Genomic DNA, 16,711 nt, shown 5'->3' on the forward strand with positions numbered 1-16,711 from the left:
GGCGCGTTCCCGTCACGGGCGCGCGCTACTCACCAGCGTCGCGGCCCACTGCTCGAGCGTCGTCGGGCTCGTGGTCGCCGGGGACCGGCCGGCCCGGCTCTGCACGGTGCCGCGGTTGAACGCCGCGTGCATCGCGAGCTGCTCCTCGACGAGGTCGGCGGGCAGCCCGGCCTCGACCAGCACCGTGCGCATGACGTCGTCGGGCGCCCGCTCGTAGCGCAGCGGCGTCCCCAGCACCCCGCCGAGGCGGGCGATGGCCTCGGGCATCGTGAGGTCCTCGGCGCCGAGCACCTCGCGCACCCCGGACGACGCCGGGTCGAGCAGCGCGCCCGCGGCGACGTCGCCGACGTCCGCGGTGGCGACCATGGGCAGCACGACGTCCGGGTCGACCGTGTCGTGGTGCACGCCCGTCGCCTGCATCGGTGCGAGCGCGGGCAGGAAGGACTCGAAGAACAGGCCGGGGCGCAGGACCGTCACCCGCGCGTCGAGGCCGGCGAGCCGCTGCTCCTGCTCGTGCAGGGTCTCGAGGAAGCCGGTGCCGCGCGCGACGTCGGCGCCGAGCGAGCTCAGCGCCACCACCCGCGGGACCCCGGCCGCGGCGAGCGCCGTCGCGATCGCGGTGCCCACCTGCTCCTGCTGCGCCCGGTAGCCGGGTGCGAGGTCGAGGGGCATGAGGACGTAGGCGGCCTCGGCGCCGCGCATCGCCTCGGTGAGGAACGCGGGGTCGGTGATGTCGCCGACGGCCGGCTCGGCGCCGCGGGCGACGGCGTCGGCGAGGCGCGCGGTGTCGCGGCCGACGGCGCGCACCGGCACCCCGGCCTCGCGCAGCCGGCGCACGACCCGGCCGCCGGTGTTCCCGCTCGCTCCCAGGACAGTGATCATGATGGCGTCTCCTCGGTGGTCGGTGATCCGATGCGTCCGACACTGGGCCGCTCGGGTCGGACGAACCATCGCCGCGACGCCGGTTCTCCTGCTCGATCGTCCGGGAACCGTGGACGATCAGCGCCGCGATGCCGGAAGCTGGGCGACGTGACCGCCGTCGTCCAGCCGCCCTGGACCCCGTCCGACGCCGTCGGCGCGGCCCTGCACGTCCTGCGGATGAACGGGACGTTCTACTGCTCGTCCGACCTGCGGGCGCCCTTCGGCCTGAAGCTGCCGCGCACGCCGAGCTGCCTCTGGTTCCACGTCGTCACCTCGGGCACCGCGACGATCGTGGTCGGGGACGACGAGGTGACGCTGGCGCCGTCCGACGTGGTGCTGCTGCCGCGCGGCGAGGGCCACGAGCTGCGCTCGACCGACCCGCCGCCGCACTCGCCCGCACCGAACGTCCTGACGCTGCCGCACACCTGGTACGGCGACCGCTACGCGACGATCACCTACGGCGGCGACGGCGCGCCGACCACCATGATCTGCGGCGCCGTCCGCCTCGAGCACCCGATGGCCGAGCGGCTCGTCGCCCTGATGCCCGACATCGTCCACGTCCCGGTCTCGCCGCTGACCGCGCGCCTGCACGACACCCTGCGGCTCATCGCGCTCGAGGTGGAGGAGACCCGCCCCGGTGGCGAGGCCGTGATCACCCGCCTCGCCGACGTCCTCGTCGTGCAGATGCTGCGGGCGTGGCTCTCGCACGACCCGGCGGCGCGCTCCGGCTGGCTCGGCGCGCTCACGGACCCCGACATCGGGCGCGCGCTCGCCCTCGTCCACGCCGACCCGGCCCACGACTGGACGGTCGCCGGCCTCGCCCGCGAGCTCGCGCTGTCCCGCTCGACCTTCGCGGCGCGCTTCACCGCCCTCGTCGGCGAGCCGGTCATGGCGTACGTGACGCGCTGGCGGATGCTCGTCGCCCACGACCGCCTGCGCGCCGGCGACACGACGGTCGCGTCCGTCGCCGCGGCGATGGGCTACCGCTCGGAGGCGGCGTTCAGCCGGGCCTTCCGCCGTGTCGTCGGGACCCCACCGGGCTCGGTCCGCGCACGCCCCGCGGTGGACGAGGAGCTGCTGCTCGGGGCGTGAGCGGTGGATCGCGACCCGTGTCCTGAGCCGAGATCGTGGTCTCGGTGACGAATCCCCGCAGATACGAGGGTGTTCGTCACCGAACTCGCGATCTTCGCCGACTGGCCCACGTCGCGGCGTCAGGCCCGGCGCCGCTGGCGGTAGGGGAGCGCGAAGAGGTACAGCCCGGTGAGGAGCAGCAGCGCCAGGGGGAACAGCGGCGTGTAGACGATCCACACCGACGCGGCACTCCCGACGGCCAGGGCGATCGTCGTCGCGACCACCGTCACCACGAACAGCATGCTGATCCAGCGGTGGGTCTGCCGCGCCACGCGGTGCGTCTTGGCCATGGTCCACTCCTTCGTCGGGCGATCTGGACCGCTGACGCTAGGGCGGATCTCTCGGGCCGGGCTTCTCGATTCCTGATCGCTCAGGTGACGGACATGGGTCCCGCCGCCGTCACGTGCACCACCGCCGCGCCGAGCTCGTCGGAGGCGTCGAGGTCGACGTCGGCGGTGATCGACCAGTCGTGGTCGCCCTCGGGGTCGTCGAGCACCTGGCGGACGTGCCAGGTCCGGCCGCCAGCCACATCCGAGGGCACGGTGACGCGGTAGAACGCCGGCCCGCGGGCGTCGGGACCCGCGCCGAGCTCGTCGTACTCGGCGAAGTAGCCCTCGATGGCCTCGGTCCAGAACGCGGCGTCGGGGCCGTGCTCGGAGAGGTCCGCCAGCTCGGCGGGGGAGCGGCGGGCGAACAGCTCCACCCGGCGGAACATCTCGTTGCGCACCAGCACGCGGAACGCCCGCTCGTTGCGGGTGACCGGCGGCGGGCCCTGGTCGACGGGGCGGGCGTCGCTGCCGGCGGCATCCAGTTCGCTGGGGTTGGCCAGGTTCTCCCACTCGTCGAGCAGCGACGAGTCGGTCTGGCGGACGAGCTCGCCGAGCCAGGCGACGAGGTCGTCGAGGTCCTCGGTGCGCGACGCCTCGGGGATCGTCTGGCGCAGCGCCCGGAAGGCGTCGGTGAGGTAGCGCAGGACGAGGCCCTCGGAGCGCGCGATCTTGTAGTACGAGACGTACTCGGTGAACGTCATCGCGCGCTCGTAGAGGTCGCGGACCACCGACTTCGGCGAGAGCTCGTGGTCGGCGACCCACGGGTGCCCGGAGCGGTAGGACTCGTAGGCGGCCCCGAGCAGCTCGGCGAGCGGCTTCGGCCAGGTCACGTCCTCGAGGAGCTCCATGCGCTCCTCGTACTCGATGCCCTCGGCCTTCATCGCCTGCACGGCCTCGCCGCGCGCCTGGTTCTCCTGGGCGCGCAGGATCTGCTTCGGGTCGTCGAGGGTCGACTCGACCACCGAGACCATGTCGAGCGCGTAGGTCGGCGACTCCTTGTCGAGCAGGTCGAAGGCCGCGAGCGCGAAGGGCGAGAGCGGCTGGTTGAGCGCGAAGTCGACCTGGAGGTCGTCGACGAGGCGGACGTCGGGGCCGTCGGGGGTGTCGATCCGCTCCAGCACCTGGGCGTCGATGAGCCCCCGGTACAGCGCGATCGCGCGCAGGATCAGGCGGCGCTGGACCGGCCGCTCGGCGTGGTTGTCCTCGAGCAGGTGGCGCATCGCGGGGAAGAACGGCTGCTTCCGCTGGGCGACCTGCAGGAGCATCGCCGTCGACACCCGGAACTGGCTGGTCAGCGCCTCGGGCTGCGCCTCGATGAGCTTCTCGAGGGTCTTGCCCGACCACGACACGAACCCCTCGGGCGGCTTCACCCGCACCACGCGCCGCTGCTTCTTGACGTCGTCGCCGGCCTTCGCGAGGCGCTTCGCGTTCTCGACCTCGTGCTCGGGGGCCTGCGCGACGACGTAGCCCGCGACGTCGTGCCCGGCGCGCCCGGCGCGTCCGGCGACCTGGTGGAACTCGCGGGCGCGCAGGTGGCGCACGCGCTGGCCGTCGAACTTGGTCAGCGCCGTGAACAGCACCGTGCGGATGGGGACGTTGATGCCGACGCCGAGGGTGTCGGTCCCGCAGATGAGCTTGAGCAGGCCCGCCTGCGCGAGGGTCTCCACGAGGCGCCGGTACTTCGGCAGCATCCCCGCGTGGTGCACGCCGATGCCGTGGCGCACCAGCCGCGAGAGCGTCTTGCCGAAGCCCGCGGTGAAGCGGAACGAGCCGATGAGCTCGGCGATCTGCTCCTTCTCCGCCTTCGAGGAGACGTTGAGGCTCATCAGCGCCTGGGCCTGCTCGATCGCCGCGGCCTGCGTCGTGTGGACGATGTAGACCGGTGCCTGCTGGCCCGACAGCAGCTCGGTGATCGTCTCGTGCAGGGGCGTCGTGGCGTACCGGAACGACAGTGGGACCGGGCGCTCGGTGTGCGCGACCACCGCGGTCTCGCGGCCGGTGCGCCGCGTCAGGTCCTCGGCGAAGAAGGACACGTCTCCGAGCGTCGCCGACATCAGCAGGAACTGGGCCTGCGGCAGCTCGAGCAGCGGCACCTGCCACGCCCACCCGCGCTCGGCGTCGGCGTAGTAGTGGAACTCGTCCATGACGACCTGGCCGACCTCGGCGTCACGCCCCTCGCGCAGCGCCCAGTTCGCCAGCACCTCGGCGGTGCAGCAGATGACCGGCGCCTCGGGGTTCACCGCGGCGTCGCCGGTGAGCATGCCGACGTTGGCGTAACCGAGCTGGGCGCCGAGGGCGAAGAACTTCTCCGAGACCAGCGCCTTGATCGGCGCGGTGTAGACCGAGCGCTCGCCCCGCGACATCGCGGTGACGTGCGCACCGAGCGCGACCAGCGACTTCCCCGACCCCGTCGGCGTCGAGAGGATCACGTTCGACCCGGAGACGAGCTCGATGAGCGCCTCGGACTGCGCGGGGTAGAGGTCGAGGCCCCGCTCGGCGGCCCACTCGGCGAATCCCTCGTAGATCTCGTCCGGGTCCGCGCCGGATGCGGGCAGGAGCGCGGTCGAGGTGGTCACCCCGCCATTGTCCGGGATCGCACCCCGTCCCCGAGGAGCCCCGCGGGTTACGATGCGTCACTACACGCGCCTGCCGTCGTTGGGCCAGGTCGGCTGCAGGAAGGATGACGTGTGACCCAGGGTGACGAAGCGACGAGGACGGCGCCGGCGCCGCTCGGTCGCCGCGCGGCGACCAAGGCGCGGACGCGCGGCGCCCTGCTCGACGCCGCACGCCGCGTCTTCGCCGAGCGCGGGTACGGGCCGGCCTCCGTGGAGGAGATCGCCCGCACGGCCGGGGTCTCGGTCGGGTCGGTGTACGTGCACTTCGCGAGCAAGGAGGCGCTGTTCACCGCGCTGCTCGAGGCCCAGACCTCGGCGGACGTCTCGGCGATGAGCGCGGTCGTGCACGACGACCCCGACGAGACCTTCGCGGCCCTCGACCGGCTGGTCGCCGAGGTGGCCGACTCCCGCGAGGAGGCCCTGCTCGACGCCGAGATGTGGCTCTACGCCGTGCGCCACCCCGAGTTCGCCGACCGCCTCGCCGAGCACGAGGTCCGGATGGCCCGCTTCGCGAACGACCGGCTCTCGCACGACTGGGACGCCATGGACCCCGCCGTGCGGGCGGCGGTCCGCGACGACGAGTTCGTCATCGCGGCCGCGGCGCTGTTCCACGGCATGATCCGGCTGCGCCGCGTCCTCGGTGAGGAGGCCGTGCCCACCGACCTCTACAGCCGGGTCCTGCGGCTGATCCTCCGGCTGCCCGACGGCGCGCCGGTCGAGCGGCCGGTGGGTTAGGCCGGCAGCACCGCCCGCAGCGCCGGGAGGAAGGCGGCGGGGTCCTCGGCGAAGCCGACGTGGTCGCCGGGGAAGAGCGTCGGCGCGACGCCGAGCGCGGCCGCCAGCGCGCGGGAGGTGCGGTCGCACAGCTGGCCTGCCGAGTCCTCGCCGATCCCGACGACGATCCGCGGCCCGCCCGCGCGCAGCGCGTCGACGTCCGGGCGGAAGTGCGTCGTCGGGCGCAGGAGGTGGGCGTTCTGGTAGTCGCCGTCGGCCTTCGCCGCGGCGTCGGGCGCGGCCGCGAACACCATCTGGAACACCTCCTCGGGCATGGCGATGTCCGCGTTCTCGAGGAACGCGCGCCACGAGCCGACGTGGTCGCCGGCGAACCAGCGCTCGATCACCACGTCCCCGCCCGCGTGGCGCGCCTCGCGGTCGTCCAGCAGCTCGACCAGCGGCGGCTCGTGGGCGATCACCGTGTCGACGAGGTCGGGGTGCTCCTGGGCGAGCGCGAGCGCGGTGACCGCGCCGCCGCTGGAGCCGAACAGGGTCACCGGGCCCCCGGCGCCCACGTGGCGGATCAGCCGGGCGACGTCGTCGGCGCGCGTCGAGAGCGTCGGGCTGGCGTCCGGGTCGTCGACGGGGCTGCGGCCGATCCCGCGGACGTCGGTGGTGAGCACGGTGTGGTCGGCGGCGAGCAGGTCGGCGAGGCCGGCGAACGCGTGGGCGTCCATCGGGGTGCCGAGCAGGACGACCAGCGGGCCGGCGCCGCGGACCTCGTGGTGGAGGCGGGCGCCGGGGACGGCGAGCGTGTCGGTGGCGGCGGGAGCGGTCACGGGGGCCTCCGGGCGGACGGACGGGGTCGGGGTTCTCGTCCGGTGTGACGGCGCGCCGGCCTCCGATTCATCGGTTCCGCGGGATTCGGGTACGCCGGACCGCGTGACCACCACCAAGTCCCGTGACCTGACCTGGATCCCCCGCGTGCTCGGCGTCGCCACCGCCGGCTACAGCGTGGCGATCATCGCCAACCCGGCGCTCTTCGCCAGGCCCACGGGCCTGCAGGCCGACGGGGCGCCGCTGCCGACCGCGACCGCGATCGGGGTGCGCGCCCTCGGCGGGCGCGACCTCGCCTCCGGCCTCGCGATGGCCCTCGCGCCCGCCGGGAAGGCGCTGAAGACCGCCGTGGCCGTGCGCGTCGGCGCCGACGTCGCCGACCTCGCCGTGCTGGGGACCTCGCTGCCGGGCCAGCAGTACCGCGCGAAGGCGGCCGGTGTCGCGGCGGTGTGGGGGACGCTGTGCGGCCTGAGCTACCTCGCCGCCGGCGACTGATCGGCCGGGACCTCGGCGACGCGCAGGTGGTAGACACCGGCGGCCGGGGTGAGCGGGTGCAGGTCGTACACGTGCACGACCTTGGGGCCGTCGTGGAGGTGGGTGTGGGTGACCACCGGGAGGGGTGCGCCGTGACGCGCCTCGCGCACCTCGACGCGCCCGTCGAGCGGGCCGCCCACGTAGAGCAGGACGGCGTCCTCGTCGGTCATGGCGGCCTCCTCGGTGCTCTCGGGGACGGGCGGATCGCGGGTGGACGGATGGTGCGTCGGGACCAGGGTAGGGATCAACACCGTCCGGCGCTGCGTCTCTTCGGAGGCAAGCGGTGACGAACGGTGACGGCATCGGCGACGGTGTGCGGGACTGGACCGCGCCCGGCACGGCCCCGCTGGTCCCGGAGATCACGCTGCTGCTCGCCGACGACATCCACCGCACCTGGTCGGCCCTCGACGAGGAGGCGCCGCCCTTCTGGGCGTTCGCGTGGGTCGGCGGGCAGGCCCTGGCGCGCCACGTCCTCGACCACCCCGAGCTCGTGCGCGGGCGCCGCGTGCTCGACCTCGCGTCCGGCTCGGGCCTGGTGGCGATCGCCGCGGCCCGGGCCGGCGCCGCCGCGGTGATCGCGTCCGACACCGACGCGCGCTCCCGCGCCGCGGTCGGGCTCAACGCCGCGCTGAACGACGTGGTCGTCGAGGTCGTCGGCGACGTGCTGGACGGCTCGGACACCGGCGAGGAGCTCGACGTCGACCTCGTCCTCGCCGGCGACGTGTTCTACGAGCAGCCGATGGCCCGGCACGTCGAGCGCTTCTGCGACGAGGCGAGCGCGGCGGGCGTCGACGTCGTCGTCGGCGACCCCGGCCGCGAGTACCTGCCGCGGCGCCGCGTCACCGCCCTCGGGCGCTACGAGGTCACCGGGACCGCCGACCTCGAGGGCGGGGCGACGACCACCACCACGGTCTACCGGTTCACCTGACGCGGCTGCGGCTGATAGAACCGTCACCTCTGACGGTTACCAGGCGAGGTCGGGAGGCGCGGTGCGCGCGGTGCAGGTCGTCCGGCTGGACGGGCCGGAGTCGGTCGAGGTCAACGAGGTCGAGGAGCCGAAGGCCGGTGCCGACCAGGTCCTCATCGACGTCGAGGCGGCCGGCGTCGTCTTCCCCGACCTGCTGCTGAGCCGCGGGCAGTACCAGATGCGCCCCGAGCTGCCGTTCCTGCTGGGCAGCGAGGTCGCGGGCACGGTGCGCGAGGCCCCCGACGGCTCCGGGTTCTCGCCCGGCGACCGGGTGGCCGCGCTGCCGGTGCTCGGCGGCTTCGCCACCACGGTGGCGTCGTCGACCGAGACGGTGTTCCCGCTGCCCGACGGGGTGTCGTCCGACATCGGGGCCTGCCTGCCGATGAACTACCTGACCGCGCACTTCGTGCTCGAGACCCGTGCGCACCTCGAGGCGGGGGAGACGGTGCTGGTGCACGGCGCGGCCGGCGGGGTCGGCGTCGCCTGCATCCAGTTCGCCAAGGCCCGCGGCGCCACGGTGATCGCCGTCGTGTCGTCGGAGGGCAAGGGCGAGGTGGCGACGGCAGCCGGCGCCGACCACTGGATCCCGGTGGAGGGCTTCAAGGACGCCGCCAAGGAGCTCACCGGCGGGCGCGGGGTCGACGTCGTCGTCGACCCGGTCGGCGGCGACCGCTTCACCGACTCCCTGCGCAGCCTGGGTGACGACGGCCGGCTCGCGGTCGTCGGCTTCACCGCCGGCGAGATCCCCACGGTCAAGGTCAACCGGCTGCTGCTCAACAACACCTCGGTCGTCGGCGCGGGCTGGGGCGCCTACGCCACGAAGCGCCCCGGGTTCATGCGCCGCCAGTGGGACGCGATCCGCGACGACGTCGCGAGCGGCAAGCTCGCCCCGCCGATCAGCGCGACCTACCCCCTGTCGCAGGCGGGCGCCGCGATCGCCGAGCTGTCCGAGCGCCGCGTCACCGGCAAGGTCGTCATCCGCCCCGGGGAGCAGTGAGTGGACCTCGCGCACACCCGCTCCGGGTCGGGCGAGCCCGTGCTGCTCCTGCACGGGATCACCCACCGCCGCCAGGGCTGGGACCTCGTCGCGCCGCTGCTCGCCGGCGAGCGTGAGGTGTGGGCGGTCGACCTGCCCGACCACGGCGAGTCGCCCGACCTCCCGCCCGAGTACAGCGGCGACATCGCGCCGCTGGCCGACGCCGTCGAGGCGTTCTGCCGGACCCAGGGGCTCGAGCGCCCGCACGTCGTCGGCAACTCGCTCGGCGGGCTCGTCGCCCTCGAGCTCGCGGCGCGCGGCACGGTGCGCTCGGCGACGGCGCTCTCGCCCGCCGGGTTCTGGTCGCGCGCCGGGCGCCTCTGGGCGCGCGCGGTGCTCGGCGGGGCGCACGCCCTGCTCGCGCCGATCCCGTCGGCGCGGCTGCGCCAGATGCTCGCGACCCCGCTGCTGCGCACCGCGCTGGTGGGGCTGCTGCTCGCGCACCCGTCGCGGATCGACCCCGACCAGATCACCGCCGACCTGCACGGGCTGAGCCACCCGTCGCTCGTCGTTCCGCACGATGCTCGCCCACCTCGACACCTGGACCGTGCCGCAGCGCTCCTCCGTCCCGACGACGGTGGGCTGGGGCGCCCGCGACCTCCTGCTGCCCCGCGGGCAGTCGAAGCGCCTGCGCCGCGCGCTGCCCGATGCGGCGGTCTACCTGCTGCCGGGCTGCGGGCACGTCCCCATGGGCGACGACCCGGCGCTGGTGGCCGAGCTCGTCCTCGCGGCGACACGGCCCCGGCCCTGAGATGTGGGCCCCGACGTGCCCACGCTCTACCTGACCCGGGGCCTGCCGGCGTCGGGGAAGTCGACGTGGGCGTGGGCTCTCGTCGCGTCGCGGCGCCCGGGCTCGATCCTGCGGGTCAACCGCGACGACCTGCGCCGCACCATGGTCGACCCCGCCTACGCGGCGCCGGTCGACGCGGTGGAGCGGCGGATCTCCGACGTGGAGTGGCGGATCGTGCGGGGCGCGCTGCGCGACGGGGTGGACGTCGTCGTCGACGCCACGAACCTGCGCTCGGGGCCGGCGCGGCGCTGGCTCGCGCTCGCCGAGGCGTGCGGCGCGGGGTGGCACGTGGAGGAGGTCGTCGCGGACATCGAGGACTGCGTCCGCCGTGACGCCGCCCGCCCGGCGGCGGAGCGCGTGGGGGAGGAGCGGCTGCGCGACATGGCCGCCCGGTTCCTCGATCCGGAGACCGGGCGCCTCCCGCCGCTCGCGGCACCGCCCGTGCTGCCGGCCGCGGATCTCGGCGACGACTGAGCGGACGTGCCAGCATGGGACCGTGGCCCACGAGAACGAGTGGTACTACTGCCTCAAGCACCATCGGGTGGAGCCGTGGGACGGCTGTCGCGCCGCCGACCGGCTCGGTCCCTACCCCGACAAGGAGACCGCCGAGCACGCGCTGGAGATCGCCAAGCAGCGCAACGAGGCGGCCGACAGGTACGACGAGAGCTGATCTCTAGCGGTACCAGCGGCGGTGCGCCCGGCGCGCGACGTCGGTGACGTCCGCGACCAGCGCGCCGAGCTCGGTGCGCAGGCGCGCGGCGGGCAGCGAGATCGCGATCGCGGCGCTCACCCGCCCGCCCGGGTCCGCGATCGGGGCGCACACGCAGCCGAAGCCCGTCGCGTACTCCTCGCGGTCGAGCGCGTAGCCGTCGCGCCGGACCCGGGCGAGCTCGGCGTCGTACGCCTCGGGGGTCGTGATCGTCTCCGGCGTGTACGGGGTCCACCGGGGCGCCAGCCGGGCGCGGCGGTCGGGGGCGAAGGCGATGAGCACCTTGCTCACCGCGAGGGCGTGGGCCATCGACGGCGGGATGCGCGCAGGCAGCTCGGGCACGAGACCGAGGCCCTGGTGGCCGCGCAGGTCGACGACGTCGAGGTGGTCGTCGTCGGCCCACTCGACGAGGTAGGACCACGCGCGGGTGCGCCGGTAGAGCTCGCCGACGGCCTCCGAGAGGACCTCGGGGAGCTCGCGCCGCGGCGCCGGCACGTCCGCGGCGCCCCACGTCGGCCCGGGACGCAGCCGGTAGCTCCCGGCGTCGGTGCGCTCGGCGTGGCCCGAGCGCAGGAGCCCGGTGACGACGGGCAGGACGTCGGTGCTCGTGCGCCCGAGGTGCCCGCCCAGGGTGGCGAGGTCGACGCCGCCCGGGTGGGCGGCGAGCACGCGCAGCGCACGGAGGGTGCCCGGTGCGACCGCGGCGCTGCGCAGGGCATCGCCCGAGCGGGGGAGCGGGAGCTCGATCGTCACGAGACGTGATCGTATGGAGCGGGGTGCGGCGGCGGAACGGCCGCGCTCTGAGGAAAGGGTGAAAGTCGCGGATCGGACAGCGCGGGTGTCAGTCCGCGGTGTCAGTCCGCCTCGAGGAGCTTCCCGCAGGACGGGCAATGTGTCGGCGGGTCCTCGTCGGCGAGGCGCCCGCAGGCGTCGCACACCCGATGCATCCAGCACGCCGGGTCGCCGCCGGCGTCGTCGGGGAGCTCGGCGGGTGACCGCTCGGAGGACGACATGCGGTCCATCGTCCTCCGCGTCGTCCGGGAACGACGAAAGCCCTGGTCTCGACCCGTTTCCGGATTTCGACCAGGGCTTCCTGGGTGGGCGATACTGGGATTGAACCAGTGACCCCTACCGTGTCAAGGTAGTGCTCTCCCACTGAGCTAATCGCCCGAGGCGCAGGCGGGAATCGAACCCGCGTACAGGGCTTTGCAGGCCCTTGCCTAAGCCACTCGGCCACTGCGCCAGGCTTCCGGAGGTCTTCCGGCTCACCGTGGAGAAGTAGGCGAGGAGCCTCCCGAGCGGACGACGGGACTCGAACCCGCGACCCTCACCTTGGCAAGGTGATGCGCTACCAACTGCGCTACGTCCGCCTGTGGCCGGCGGGTTTCGGAAGTCTTTCGATCATCCGGCCCGCCGTTGCCGACGAAGAGAACACTACTGCATCGTGCGTCCCCCCCGTTGCCCGGGGGGGGGGGGTGCGTGTCAGCTCGGGTCGCTCGACAGCAGCAGGCCGAGGGCGTGCTCGAGGTCCAGCCAGTCGTCCTCGGACCCGGGCGCGACGATCTCGTGGGTGCGGGTCAGGAACTCCGACACCTCGCGGCTCGCGGCGCGGAAGGTGGCGTGACCCGAGGGGGAGCTGAGCTCGATCTCGATCGACTCGGCGTCGCCGTCGGCCGGACGGATGCGGACGTCACCGGCACCGGCGGCACCGAGGAGCCCGTCGGTGAGGAGGTCGCGGGAGAAGACCCACTCCACCCACCCGGCACGGCCGGTGCGGAAGGCCGCCTGCACGGCGTACGGGTCGCGGGTGTCGTACCGCATCTCGACCTGAACGGGCACGGGCGGGTTCGGCGGGCCGACGAGGTCGAAGACCGCGGTGGAGCGGATCGTCGTGTGGTCGTTGAGCATGAGGCTGCCTTTCGCACGCTGCTGTCGTCGGGGGAAACGACTGGCGGACGACCCTGTGACGCCGGTTCACCCGGCTCACGCATGCATCACACCGGACGGGCACTCCTCCGGGGCCGTACCCGGTTCGGTTCCGTAACGAACCACCCTCCCCGGCCGGGCGTCCACCCCTGCCCCGGGAGCACTAACCTGACGCACGTCCTGCCCGCACACGCACCGGGAAGAGAGTGTTCACCAGTGACGGACGCGTCGCGAGGAGTCCCCGAGGTGGCTCCGGAGAGTGACGATGACCGTGGTGCTGGTGTGACCGATGCCACATTGCTCGAACGGATCGGCGAGCGCAGTGCGGAAGCACTCGCGCAGCTCTACGACCGCTTCGGACGTCCCGCGTACTCGCTCGCCCGTCGTATCTGTGTGGACGAGTCGTTGGCGGAGGACGTCGTGCAGGAGGCCTTCCTCGTGGTGTGGCGCGATCCGGGCCGCTTCGACCCCGCCCGGGGCACGGTGTCGAGCTGGTTCCTGACGCTCGTCCACCACCGGGCCGTCGACGCCGTGCGCCGCGAGGCGACCCGCCGCAAGCGGACCGCGCCCCCGAGCGCCGACGGCGACGACTGGAACATCCCGCCGGGTCCCGGCGCCGACCAGGCGGCGCTCGGCGCGGTCGTCGCGGGCAAGGTGCGCGACGCCCTGACCGAGCTGCCGGCCGACCAGCGCGAGGCCCTCGCCCTCGCCTACTTCGGCGGCTACACGCAGCGGGAGGTCTCGAGCCTGGTGGGCGTCCCGCTGGGCACGGTCAAGTCACGGATGTTCGCCGGGACCCAGAAGCTCCGCACGATCCTGGGCCCGCAGGTCGAGGTCGAGGGGGAGGAGCGATGACCCACCGCGCCCCCGACACCCACACCGGCGAGCACGACGCCCTCGCCGTCGGGTGGGCCCTGCACACCCTCGACCCGGACGAGGCGACGGCCTTCGAGGCCCACCTGCAGACCTGCCCGATCTGCCGGCAGACGGTCGACGAGACCAGCGCGATCCTCGGCGACCTCGCCGGCGCCGTCGTCCCGGTCGACCCGCCGCCGCGGCTGCGGCAGCGCCTGCTCGACGCGGTCGAGGCGGAGTCCTCCGGGCCCGGCGTCGACACCCCGGACGTCGCCGCCGCGGGCGCGCCCCCGTCCTCCGACGGCACGGGGGAGCCGGGACGCGACGCCACCGTCGTCCCCCTCGCCCCGCGCCGGTCCCGCGCGACGCGGTGGCTCGCCGTGGCCGCCGTCGTCCTGGTCGTCGCCGCGATCGGCGGGCTGACCGCGGCCAACAACGCGCTGCGCGCCGAGCGCGACAGCGCCCAGGCCGCGGCCGCCGCCCAGGCGCAGCGCGAGGCGGCGATCGCCGACGTCCTGCACGACGCCGGCACCCCCGGGGTCCCGCACGCGGTCCTCGCGGGCGCCCAGGGCGGGATCGTCGGGGTCGTCGTCGACGACGGCACGAGCCAGCGGGTGCTGACCACCGGGCTCGGCCCCAACGACGCCCTCGCCGAGACCTATGTCCTCTGGGGGCTCGCCGACGGAACCCCACAGCCGCTCGGGACGTTCGACGTCGGGGGCGAGGCTCCGGATGTCCGTTCCGTACCCTCGGCTCCCGAGGCGGTGCCGTATGCCGGGTTCGCGGTGTCACTCGAGCCCGGACGCACGGCGCCCGCCTCGCCGACCAGGGTCGTCGCGAGTGGGCAGGTGGGACGTTGAGCGAGACGGGCGAGCAGTCGACCGCGACCGCGCAGCAGGATCCGCCGTCCCCGACGCCGCCGCCCCGTCACCGCACGATGCGCACCCGGGTCCGTCACTTCCGGGCGCGGGTGCGCGCCAAGCCGAAGATGAACAAGGCCTGGCGCCTGGGCATCGGGATCCTCGGCACGATCGTGCTGATCGTCGGCATCATCGCCATCCCGTACCCCGGCCCCGGCTGGCTGATCGTCTTCGCGGGTCTCGGCATCCTCGCGACCGAGTTCGCCTGGGCCGGCCGTCTCCTGCGGTTCGCCCGGCGCCACTACGACCGGTGGATGGCGTGGGTCGGCCGGCAGCACGTCATCGTCAAGTGCCTGCTGGGTCTGCTGACCTGCGCGATCGTCCTCGCGACCCTCTGGCTCCTCGGCGCGCCCTACCTCGTGGCCAAGCTCGTGGGCCTCGGGCACTGGACCTGGCTGCAGAGCCCGATCGTCTGATGGTCTAGGCTCGTCCACGTCGCGGGCGATTAGCTCAGGGGGAGAGCGCTTCGTTCACACCGAAGAGGTCACTGGTTCGATCCCAGTATCGCCCACGCACCAAGGCCCTGGTCACAGCCTCGTGAGAGGCAGAGACCAGGGCCTTCGTCATGACTGCCCGACGGTGCTTCAGGCGTACTCGTCGTGGCGCTCGGCGCGGTACGGCGGGAGCTGCGGGCGGCCCTCCGGGGTGTCCTCCCACGTCTCCTGGCGGCCGAGCGCGGTGAGGTCGAGCATCCCCAGTGTCGGGAGCATCGACTCCACGCCCCGGCCGGTGACGAAGTAGGTGCGGTAGACGCGGTCGTGGTCGTCGCGCAGGAAGACGTTGACCCCGAACATCTCGGGCACGTCGAAGTCCTGGCTGAAGGACTTCCCGACCAGCGTGTACCAGGGCGTGCCCTCCCAGCCCATGTGACGCTTCAGCGCCGCGATCTGGTCCTGCCCGGCCTCGGAGACCATGACGAAGCTGGTGTCCCAGGCGTGGAGGTGGGCCAGGTGCGGGACGTTGTCGGCGAGGTACGAGCAGCCGGGGCACCCCTTGTCCGGCCAGCCGTCCACGTCGGAGTCGTAGAAGAAGCGGTAGACGAGGAGCTGGCGCCGGCCCGCGAACAGATCGAGCAGGCCGACCTCGCCCTCCGGGCCGACGAACCGGTAATCGGCGTCGACCCGGACCATCGGCATGCGCCGGCGCTCGGCGGCGAGGGCGTCGGTCGCGCGCGTGTGCTCCTTCTCCCGGACCAGCAGCGCCGCGTGCGCCTTCTTCCACTCCTCGGTCGACACCACGGGCGGCAGGGCGGAGTCGGGCAGGGGCAGCGACGTCATCGCGGGACCTCCTCGTCGTGCTCGGTACGAAGTCAGTACCGGACGATACCGAAGCAGTATCGATCCGCAACCGGTGCCGGACGTGGACAACCGGTGCGCCGCGGGGTTCGATGCCGAAGGCATGGGAGCCACCCCGGCCGCGGCCGAGTGGTCCACGACCGCGGTGGATCAGGACCATGCCTTCGACTACTGGCGTGACCTCATCTGCGACGCCTTCGTGCAGCTCTCCGCGCGGCCGGTGCTCCCGGGGCCGTTCGCCGGTTCGATCGCGCACCGCGCCCTCGACGAGGTCGAGCTGTCGACGGTGACGGCCGACGCCCAGCGCGTCGACCGCACCCGCTCGCTGATCGCCCGCAGCCACGAGGACTACCTGCTGGCGAGCATCCAGCTCGAGGGCTTCGGTGAGATCCGCCAGGACGGGCGCGTCGCCGGGCTGCGGGCCGGCTCGATGGCGTTCTACGACAGCACGCGCCCGTACACGCTCGCGTTCGGCGCCCACTTCCGCCAGCTCGTGGTCCAGGTGCCCCGGACGGCACTGCCCGCCGCCCGCGTCCGGGACGCGACCGCCGTCGTGCTCGACGGGCCGGGGCCCGGCCGGCTGGTCACCGACTTCTTCGTGGGGCTCGCCCGCGAGGCCGAGGACGGGCACCCGGCCCCGGGGCTCGTGCCGCACGCGGTCGGGCTGTTCGAGTACGCCCTGGGGCTCGCGGGGGCGTCGAGGGCCGGGACGGACGCCGCGGTCCGCCAGAACGTCCACGACGCGATCGCCCGGGCGGCGGGCGAGCCCGGCGTCAGTGCCGACGACATCGCGGCGGCGTGCCACATCTCGCGCCGGACGCTGTTCCGGGTGCTCGCGGGCGAGGGCCGGACGCTGCGGGACCTGCTGCGCCACGAGCGGGTGCGGCGCGCGAAGGCGGTGCTCCGGGCCGAGCCCCACCTGCCGGTCGCGGTCGTCGCCGCCCGGTGCGGGTTCGGCGGCGAGGCGCAGCTGCACCGCGCGTTCCGCGAGGTCACCGGCGTGAGCCCGGGCGCGTTCCGTTCCGGACCCGGCTAGGTGTACTGGGCCATCACGTTGGTGACAGGCGGGTGATCGGGGCTCGGCCGCGGCAGGCGGTGTGGGGACGTCGGGTGTTGTAGTACTCGATCCACG

At 73.9% G+C, this 16,711-nt stretch carries 21 protein-coding genes, 4 tRNA genes and 1 pseudogene; 14 read left to right on the top strand and 12 right to left on the bottom strand.

Annotation, left to right across the window (positions count from 1 at the left end; all coding sequences use genetic code 11):
- Nucleotides 1-12 precede the first annotated feature (12 nt).
- Entirely contained in the window at nt 13-882 is an 870-nt protein-coding gene (locus tag EV188_RS06230; protein WP_166659731.1) for an NmrA family NAD(P)-binding protein, read from the bottom strand.
- A 147-nt stretch (nt 883-1,029) separates the two neighbouring features.
- Between EV188_RS06230 and EV188_RS32900 the strand changes: the two genes are divergently transcribed.
- Nucleotides 1,030-2,013 (top strand): AraC family transcriptional regulator, encoded by a 984-nt coding sequence (locus EV188_RS32900; protein ID WP_279536702.1) that lies wholly within the window; start codon nt 1,030-1,032, stop codon nt 2,011-2,013.
- Nucleotides 2,014-2,132: 119 nt separating this feature from the next.
- Here the strand turns inward: EV188_RS32900 and EV188_RS06240 are convergent, their stop codons facing one another.
- Together EV188_RS06240 and EV188_RS06245 are read right to left on the bottom strand one after the other, a co-directional pair.
- Nucleotides 2,133-2,342 (bottom strand): hypothetical protein, encoded by a 210-nt coding sequence (locus EV188_RS06240; protein ID WP_133825282.1) that lies wholly within the window; start codon nt 2,340-2,342, stop codon nt 2,133-2,135.
- 80 nt (nt 2,343-2,422) lie between these two features.
- Nucleotides 2,423-4,957, bottom strand: a complete 2,535-nt coding sequence (locus EV188_RS06245) for a DEAD/DEAH box helicase (RefSeq protein WP_133825283.1) — start codon at nt 4,955-4,957, stop codon at nt 2,423-2,425.
- Nucleotides 4,958-5,068: 111 nt separating this feature from the next.
- On the opposite strand from EV188_RS06245, the gene EV188_RS06250 reads away from it, so the two are divergent.
- Nucleotides 5,069-5,731 carry a TetR/AcrR family transcriptional regulator gene (locus tag EV188_RS06250; RefSeq protein WP_133825284.1) on the top strand — a complete coding sequence of 221 codons (663 nt, stop codon included), beginning with the start codon at nt 5,069-5,071 and terminating at the stop codon, nt 5,729-5,731.
- Here the strand turns inward: EV188_RS06250 and EV188_RS06255 are convergent.
- On the bottom strand, nt 5,728-6,549 hold the full coding sequence (locus EV188_RS06255; RefSeq protein WP_133825285.1) for an alpha/beta fold hydrolase: 822 nt from the start codon (nt 6,547-6,549) through the stop codon (nt 5,728-5,730). The two genes, EV188_RS06250 and EV188_RS06255, sit on opposite strands and share 4 nt — an antisense overlap.
- A gap of 103 nt (nt 6,550-6,652) precedes the next feature.
- Between EV188_RS06255 and EV188_RS06260 the strand changes: the two genes are divergently transcribed.
- Nucleotides 6,653-7,042, top strand: coding sequence for a hypothetical protein (locus EV188_RS06260; RefSeq protein ID WP_208113989.1), 390 nt, complete (start codon nt 6,653-6,655; stop codon nt 7,040-7,042).
- Here the strand turns inward: EV188_RS06260 and EV188_RS06265 are convergent.
- Nucleotides 7,021-7,251, bottom strand: a complete 231-nt coding sequence (locus EV188_RS06265; RefSeq protein ID WP_133825286.1) for a hypothetical protein — start codon at nt 7,249-7,251, stop codon at nt 7,021-7,023. The genes EV188_RS06260 and EV188_RS06265 overlap by 22 nt on opposite strands.
- 113 nt (nt 7,252-7,364) lie before the next feature.
- On the opposite strand from EV188_RS06265, the gene EV188_RS06270 reads away from it, so the two are divergent.
- The 6 genes and pseudogenes from EV188_RS06270 (at nt 7,365) to EV188_RS31380 (ending at nt 10,544) form a co-directional block, all read left to right on the top strand.
- Nucleotides 7,365-8,009, top strand: coding sequence for a class I SAM-dependent methyltransferase (locus EV188_RS06270; protein ID WP_133825287.1), 645 nt, complete (start codon nt 7,365-7,367; stop codon nt 8,007-8,009).
- Between the two features lie 61 nt (nt 8,010-8,070).
- Nucleotides 8,071-9,045 (top strand): NADPH:quinone oxidoreductase family protein, encoded by a 975-nt coding sequence (locus tag EV188_RS06275; RefSeq protein ID WP_133825288.1) that lies wholly within the window; start codon nt 8,071-8,073, stop codon nt 9,043-9,045.
- 39 nt (nt 9,046-9,084) lie between these two features.
- Nucleotides 9,085-9,588, top strand: a pseudogene (locus EV188_RS33190) (alpha/beta fold hydrolase); the annotation flags it as partial.
- Nucleotides 9,589-9,604: 16 nt separating this feature from the next.
- Nucleotides 9,605-9,835 (top strand): alpha/beta fold hydrolase, encoded by a 231-nt coding sequence (locus tag EV188_RS06285; protein WP_133825289.1) that lies wholly within the window; start codon nt 9,605-9,607, stop codon nt 9,833-9,835.
- Nucleotides 9,836-9,850: 15 nt separating this feature from the next.
- The gene (locus tag EV188_RS06290; RefSeq protein ID WP_166659732.1) at nt 9,851-10,348 is read left to right on the top strand and encodes an AAA family ATPase; all 498 of its coding nucleotides are present in this window, start codon (nt 9,851-9,853) and stop codon (nt 10,346-10,348) included.
- 22 nt (nt 10,349-10,370) lie between these two features.
- Complete coding sequence (locus tag EV188_RS31380) at nt 10,371-10,544, top strand: hypothetical protein (RefSeq protein ID WP_166659733.1); 174 nt, start codon at nt 10,371-10,373, stop codon at nt 10,542-10,544.
- A 3-nt stretch (nt 10,545-10,547) separates the two neighbouring features.
- On the opposite strand, the gene EV188_RS06295 is transcribed toward EV188_RS31380, so the two are convergent.
- The 6 genes from EV188_RS06295 to EV188_RS06315 all read right to left on the bottom strand — a co-directional run bounded on the left by EV188_RS06295 (nt 10,548) and on the right by EV188_RS06315 (nt 12,491).
- Nucleotides 10,548-11,336, bottom strand: a complete 789-nt coding sequence (locus tag EV188_RS06295) for an IclR family transcriptional regulator (protein WP_133825291.1) — start codon at nt 11,334-11,336, stop codon at nt 10,548-10,550.
- Between the two features lie 101 nt (nt 11,337-11,437).
- A complete protein-coding gene (locus EV188_RS31385; protein ID WP_166659734.1) occupies nt 11,438-11,596 on the bottom strand; it encodes a hypothetical protein in 159 nt (52 codons plus the stop codon).
- Nucleotides 11,597-11,681: 85 nt separating this feature from the next.
- Nucleotides 11,682-11,753: transfer RNA gene (locus EV188_RS06300), tRNA-Val, on the bottom strand.
- Nucleotide 11,754: 1 nt separating this feature from the next.
- A tRNA-Cys gene (locus tag EV188_RS06305) sits at nt 11,755-11,826 on the bottom strand.
- A gap of 54 nt (nt 11,827-11,880) precedes the next feature.
- A tRNA-Gly gene (locus tag EV188_RS06310) sits at nt 11,881-11,953 on the bottom strand.
- Between the two features lie 112 nt (nt 11,954-12,065).
- On the bottom strand, nt 12,066-12,491 hold the full coding sequence (locus EV188_RS06315; protein ID WP_133825292.1) for an SsgA family sporulation/cell division regulator: 426 nt from the start codon (nt 12,489-12,491) through the stop codon (nt 12,066-12,068).
- Nucleotides 12,492-12,791: 300 nt separating this feature from the next.
- Between EV188_RS06315 and EV188_RS06320 the strand changes: the two genes are divergently transcribed.
- The 4 genes from EV188_RS06320 (at nt 12,792) to EV188_RS06335 (ending at nt 14,795) form a co-directional block, all read left to right on the top strand.
- Nucleotides 12,792-13,364 (top strand): RNA polymerase sigma factor, encoded by a 573-nt coding sequence (locus tag EV188_RS06320; RefSeq protein WP_243741498.1) that lies wholly within the window; start codon nt 12,792-12,794, stop codon nt 13,362-13,364.
- The gene (locus EV188_RS06325) at nt 13,361-14,224 is read left to right on the top strand and encodes an anti-sigma factor domain-containing protein (protein WP_133825293.1); all 864 of its coding nucleotides are present in this window, start codon (nt 13,361-13,363) and stop codon (nt 14,222-14,224) included. Before EV188_RS06320 ends, EV188_RS06325 begins: the two co-directional genes overlap by 4 nt.
- Nucleotides 14,221-14,700 (top strand): TIGR02611 family protein, encoded by a 480-nt coding sequence (locus EV188_RS06330; protein ID WP_243741499.1) that lies wholly within the window; start codon nt 14,221-14,223, stop codon nt 14,698-14,700. Before EV188_RS06325 ends, EV188_RS06330 begins: the two co-directional genes overlap by 4 nt.
- A 23-nt stretch (nt 14,701-14,723) precedes the next feature.
- Nucleotides 14,724-14,795: transfer RNA gene (locus tag EV188_RS06335), tRNA-Val, on the top strand.
- A 73-nt stretch (nt 14,796-14,868) separates the two neighbouring features.
- On the opposite strand, the gene EV188_RS06340 is transcribed toward EV188_RS06335, so the two are convergent.
- The gene (locus EV188_RS06340; RefSeq protein ID WP_133825294.1) at nt 14,869-15,561 is read right to left on the bottom strand and encodes a DUF899 domain-containing protein; all 693 of its coding nucleotides are present in this window, start codon (nt 15,559-15,561) and stop codon (nt 14,869-14,871) included.
- Nucleotides 15,562-15,682: 121 nt separating this feature from the next.
- Here EV188_RS06340 and EV188_RS06345 point away from each other — a divergent pair, with 121 nt between their 5' ends.
- Nucleotides 15,683-16,615, top strand: coding sequence for an AraC-like ligand-binding domain-containing protein (locus EV188_RS06345; protein ID WP_166659735.1), 933 nt, complete (start codon nt 15,683-15,685; stop codon nt 16,613-16,615).
- The last annotated feature ends 96 nt before the right edge of the window (nt 16,616-16,711 follow it).

The sequence above is a fragment of the Actinomycetospora succinea genome (assembly GCF_004363095.1).
Taxonomy (GTDB): domain Bacteria; phylum Actinomycetota; class Actinomycetes; order Mycobacteriales; family Pseudonocardiaceae; genus Actinomycetospora; species Actinomycetospora succinea.

What these genes read in the sequence shown, in the direction of transcription:
- EV188_RS06230 (WP_166659731.1), bottom strand. Translation starts at nt 882, where the DNA reads ATGATCACTGTCCTGGGAGCGAGCGGGAACACCGGCGGCCGGGTCGTG.
- EV188_RS06240 (WP_133825282.1), bottom strand. Translation starts at nt 2,342, where the DNA reads ATGGCCAAGACGCACCGCGTGGCGCGGCAGACCCACCGCTGGATCAGC.
- EV188_RS06265 (WP_133825286.1), bottom strand. Translation starts at nt 7,251, where the DNA reads ATGACCGACGAGGACGCCGTCCTGCTCTACGTGGGCGGCCCGCTCGAC.
- EV188_RS06285 (WP_133825289.1), top strand. Translation starts at nt 9,605, where the DNA reads ATGCTCGCCCACCTCGACACCTGGACCGTGCCGCAGCGCTCCTCCGTC.
- EV188_RS31385 (WP_166659734.1), bottom strand. Translation starts at nt 11,596, where the DNA reads ATGTCGTCCTCCGAGCGGTCACCCGCCGAGCTCCCCGACGACGCCGGC.
- EV188_RS06315 (WP_133825292.1), bottom strand. Translation starts at nt 12,491, where the DNA reads ATGCTCAACGACCACACGACGATCCGCTCCACCGCGGTCTTCGACCTC.
- EV188_RS06325 (WP_133825293.1), top strand. Translation starts at nt 13,361, where the DNA reads ATGACCCACCGCGCCCCCGACACCCACACCGGCGAGCACGACGCCCTC.
- EV188_RS06340 (WP_133825294.1), bottom strand. Translation starts at nt 15,561, where the DNA reads ATGACGTCGCTGCCCCTGCCCGACTCCGCCCTGCCGCCCGTGGTGTCG.
- EV188_RS06345 (WP_166659735.1), top strand. Translation starts at nt 15,683, where the DNA reads ATGGGAGCCACCCCGGCCGCGGCCGAGTGGTCCACGACCGCGGTGGAT.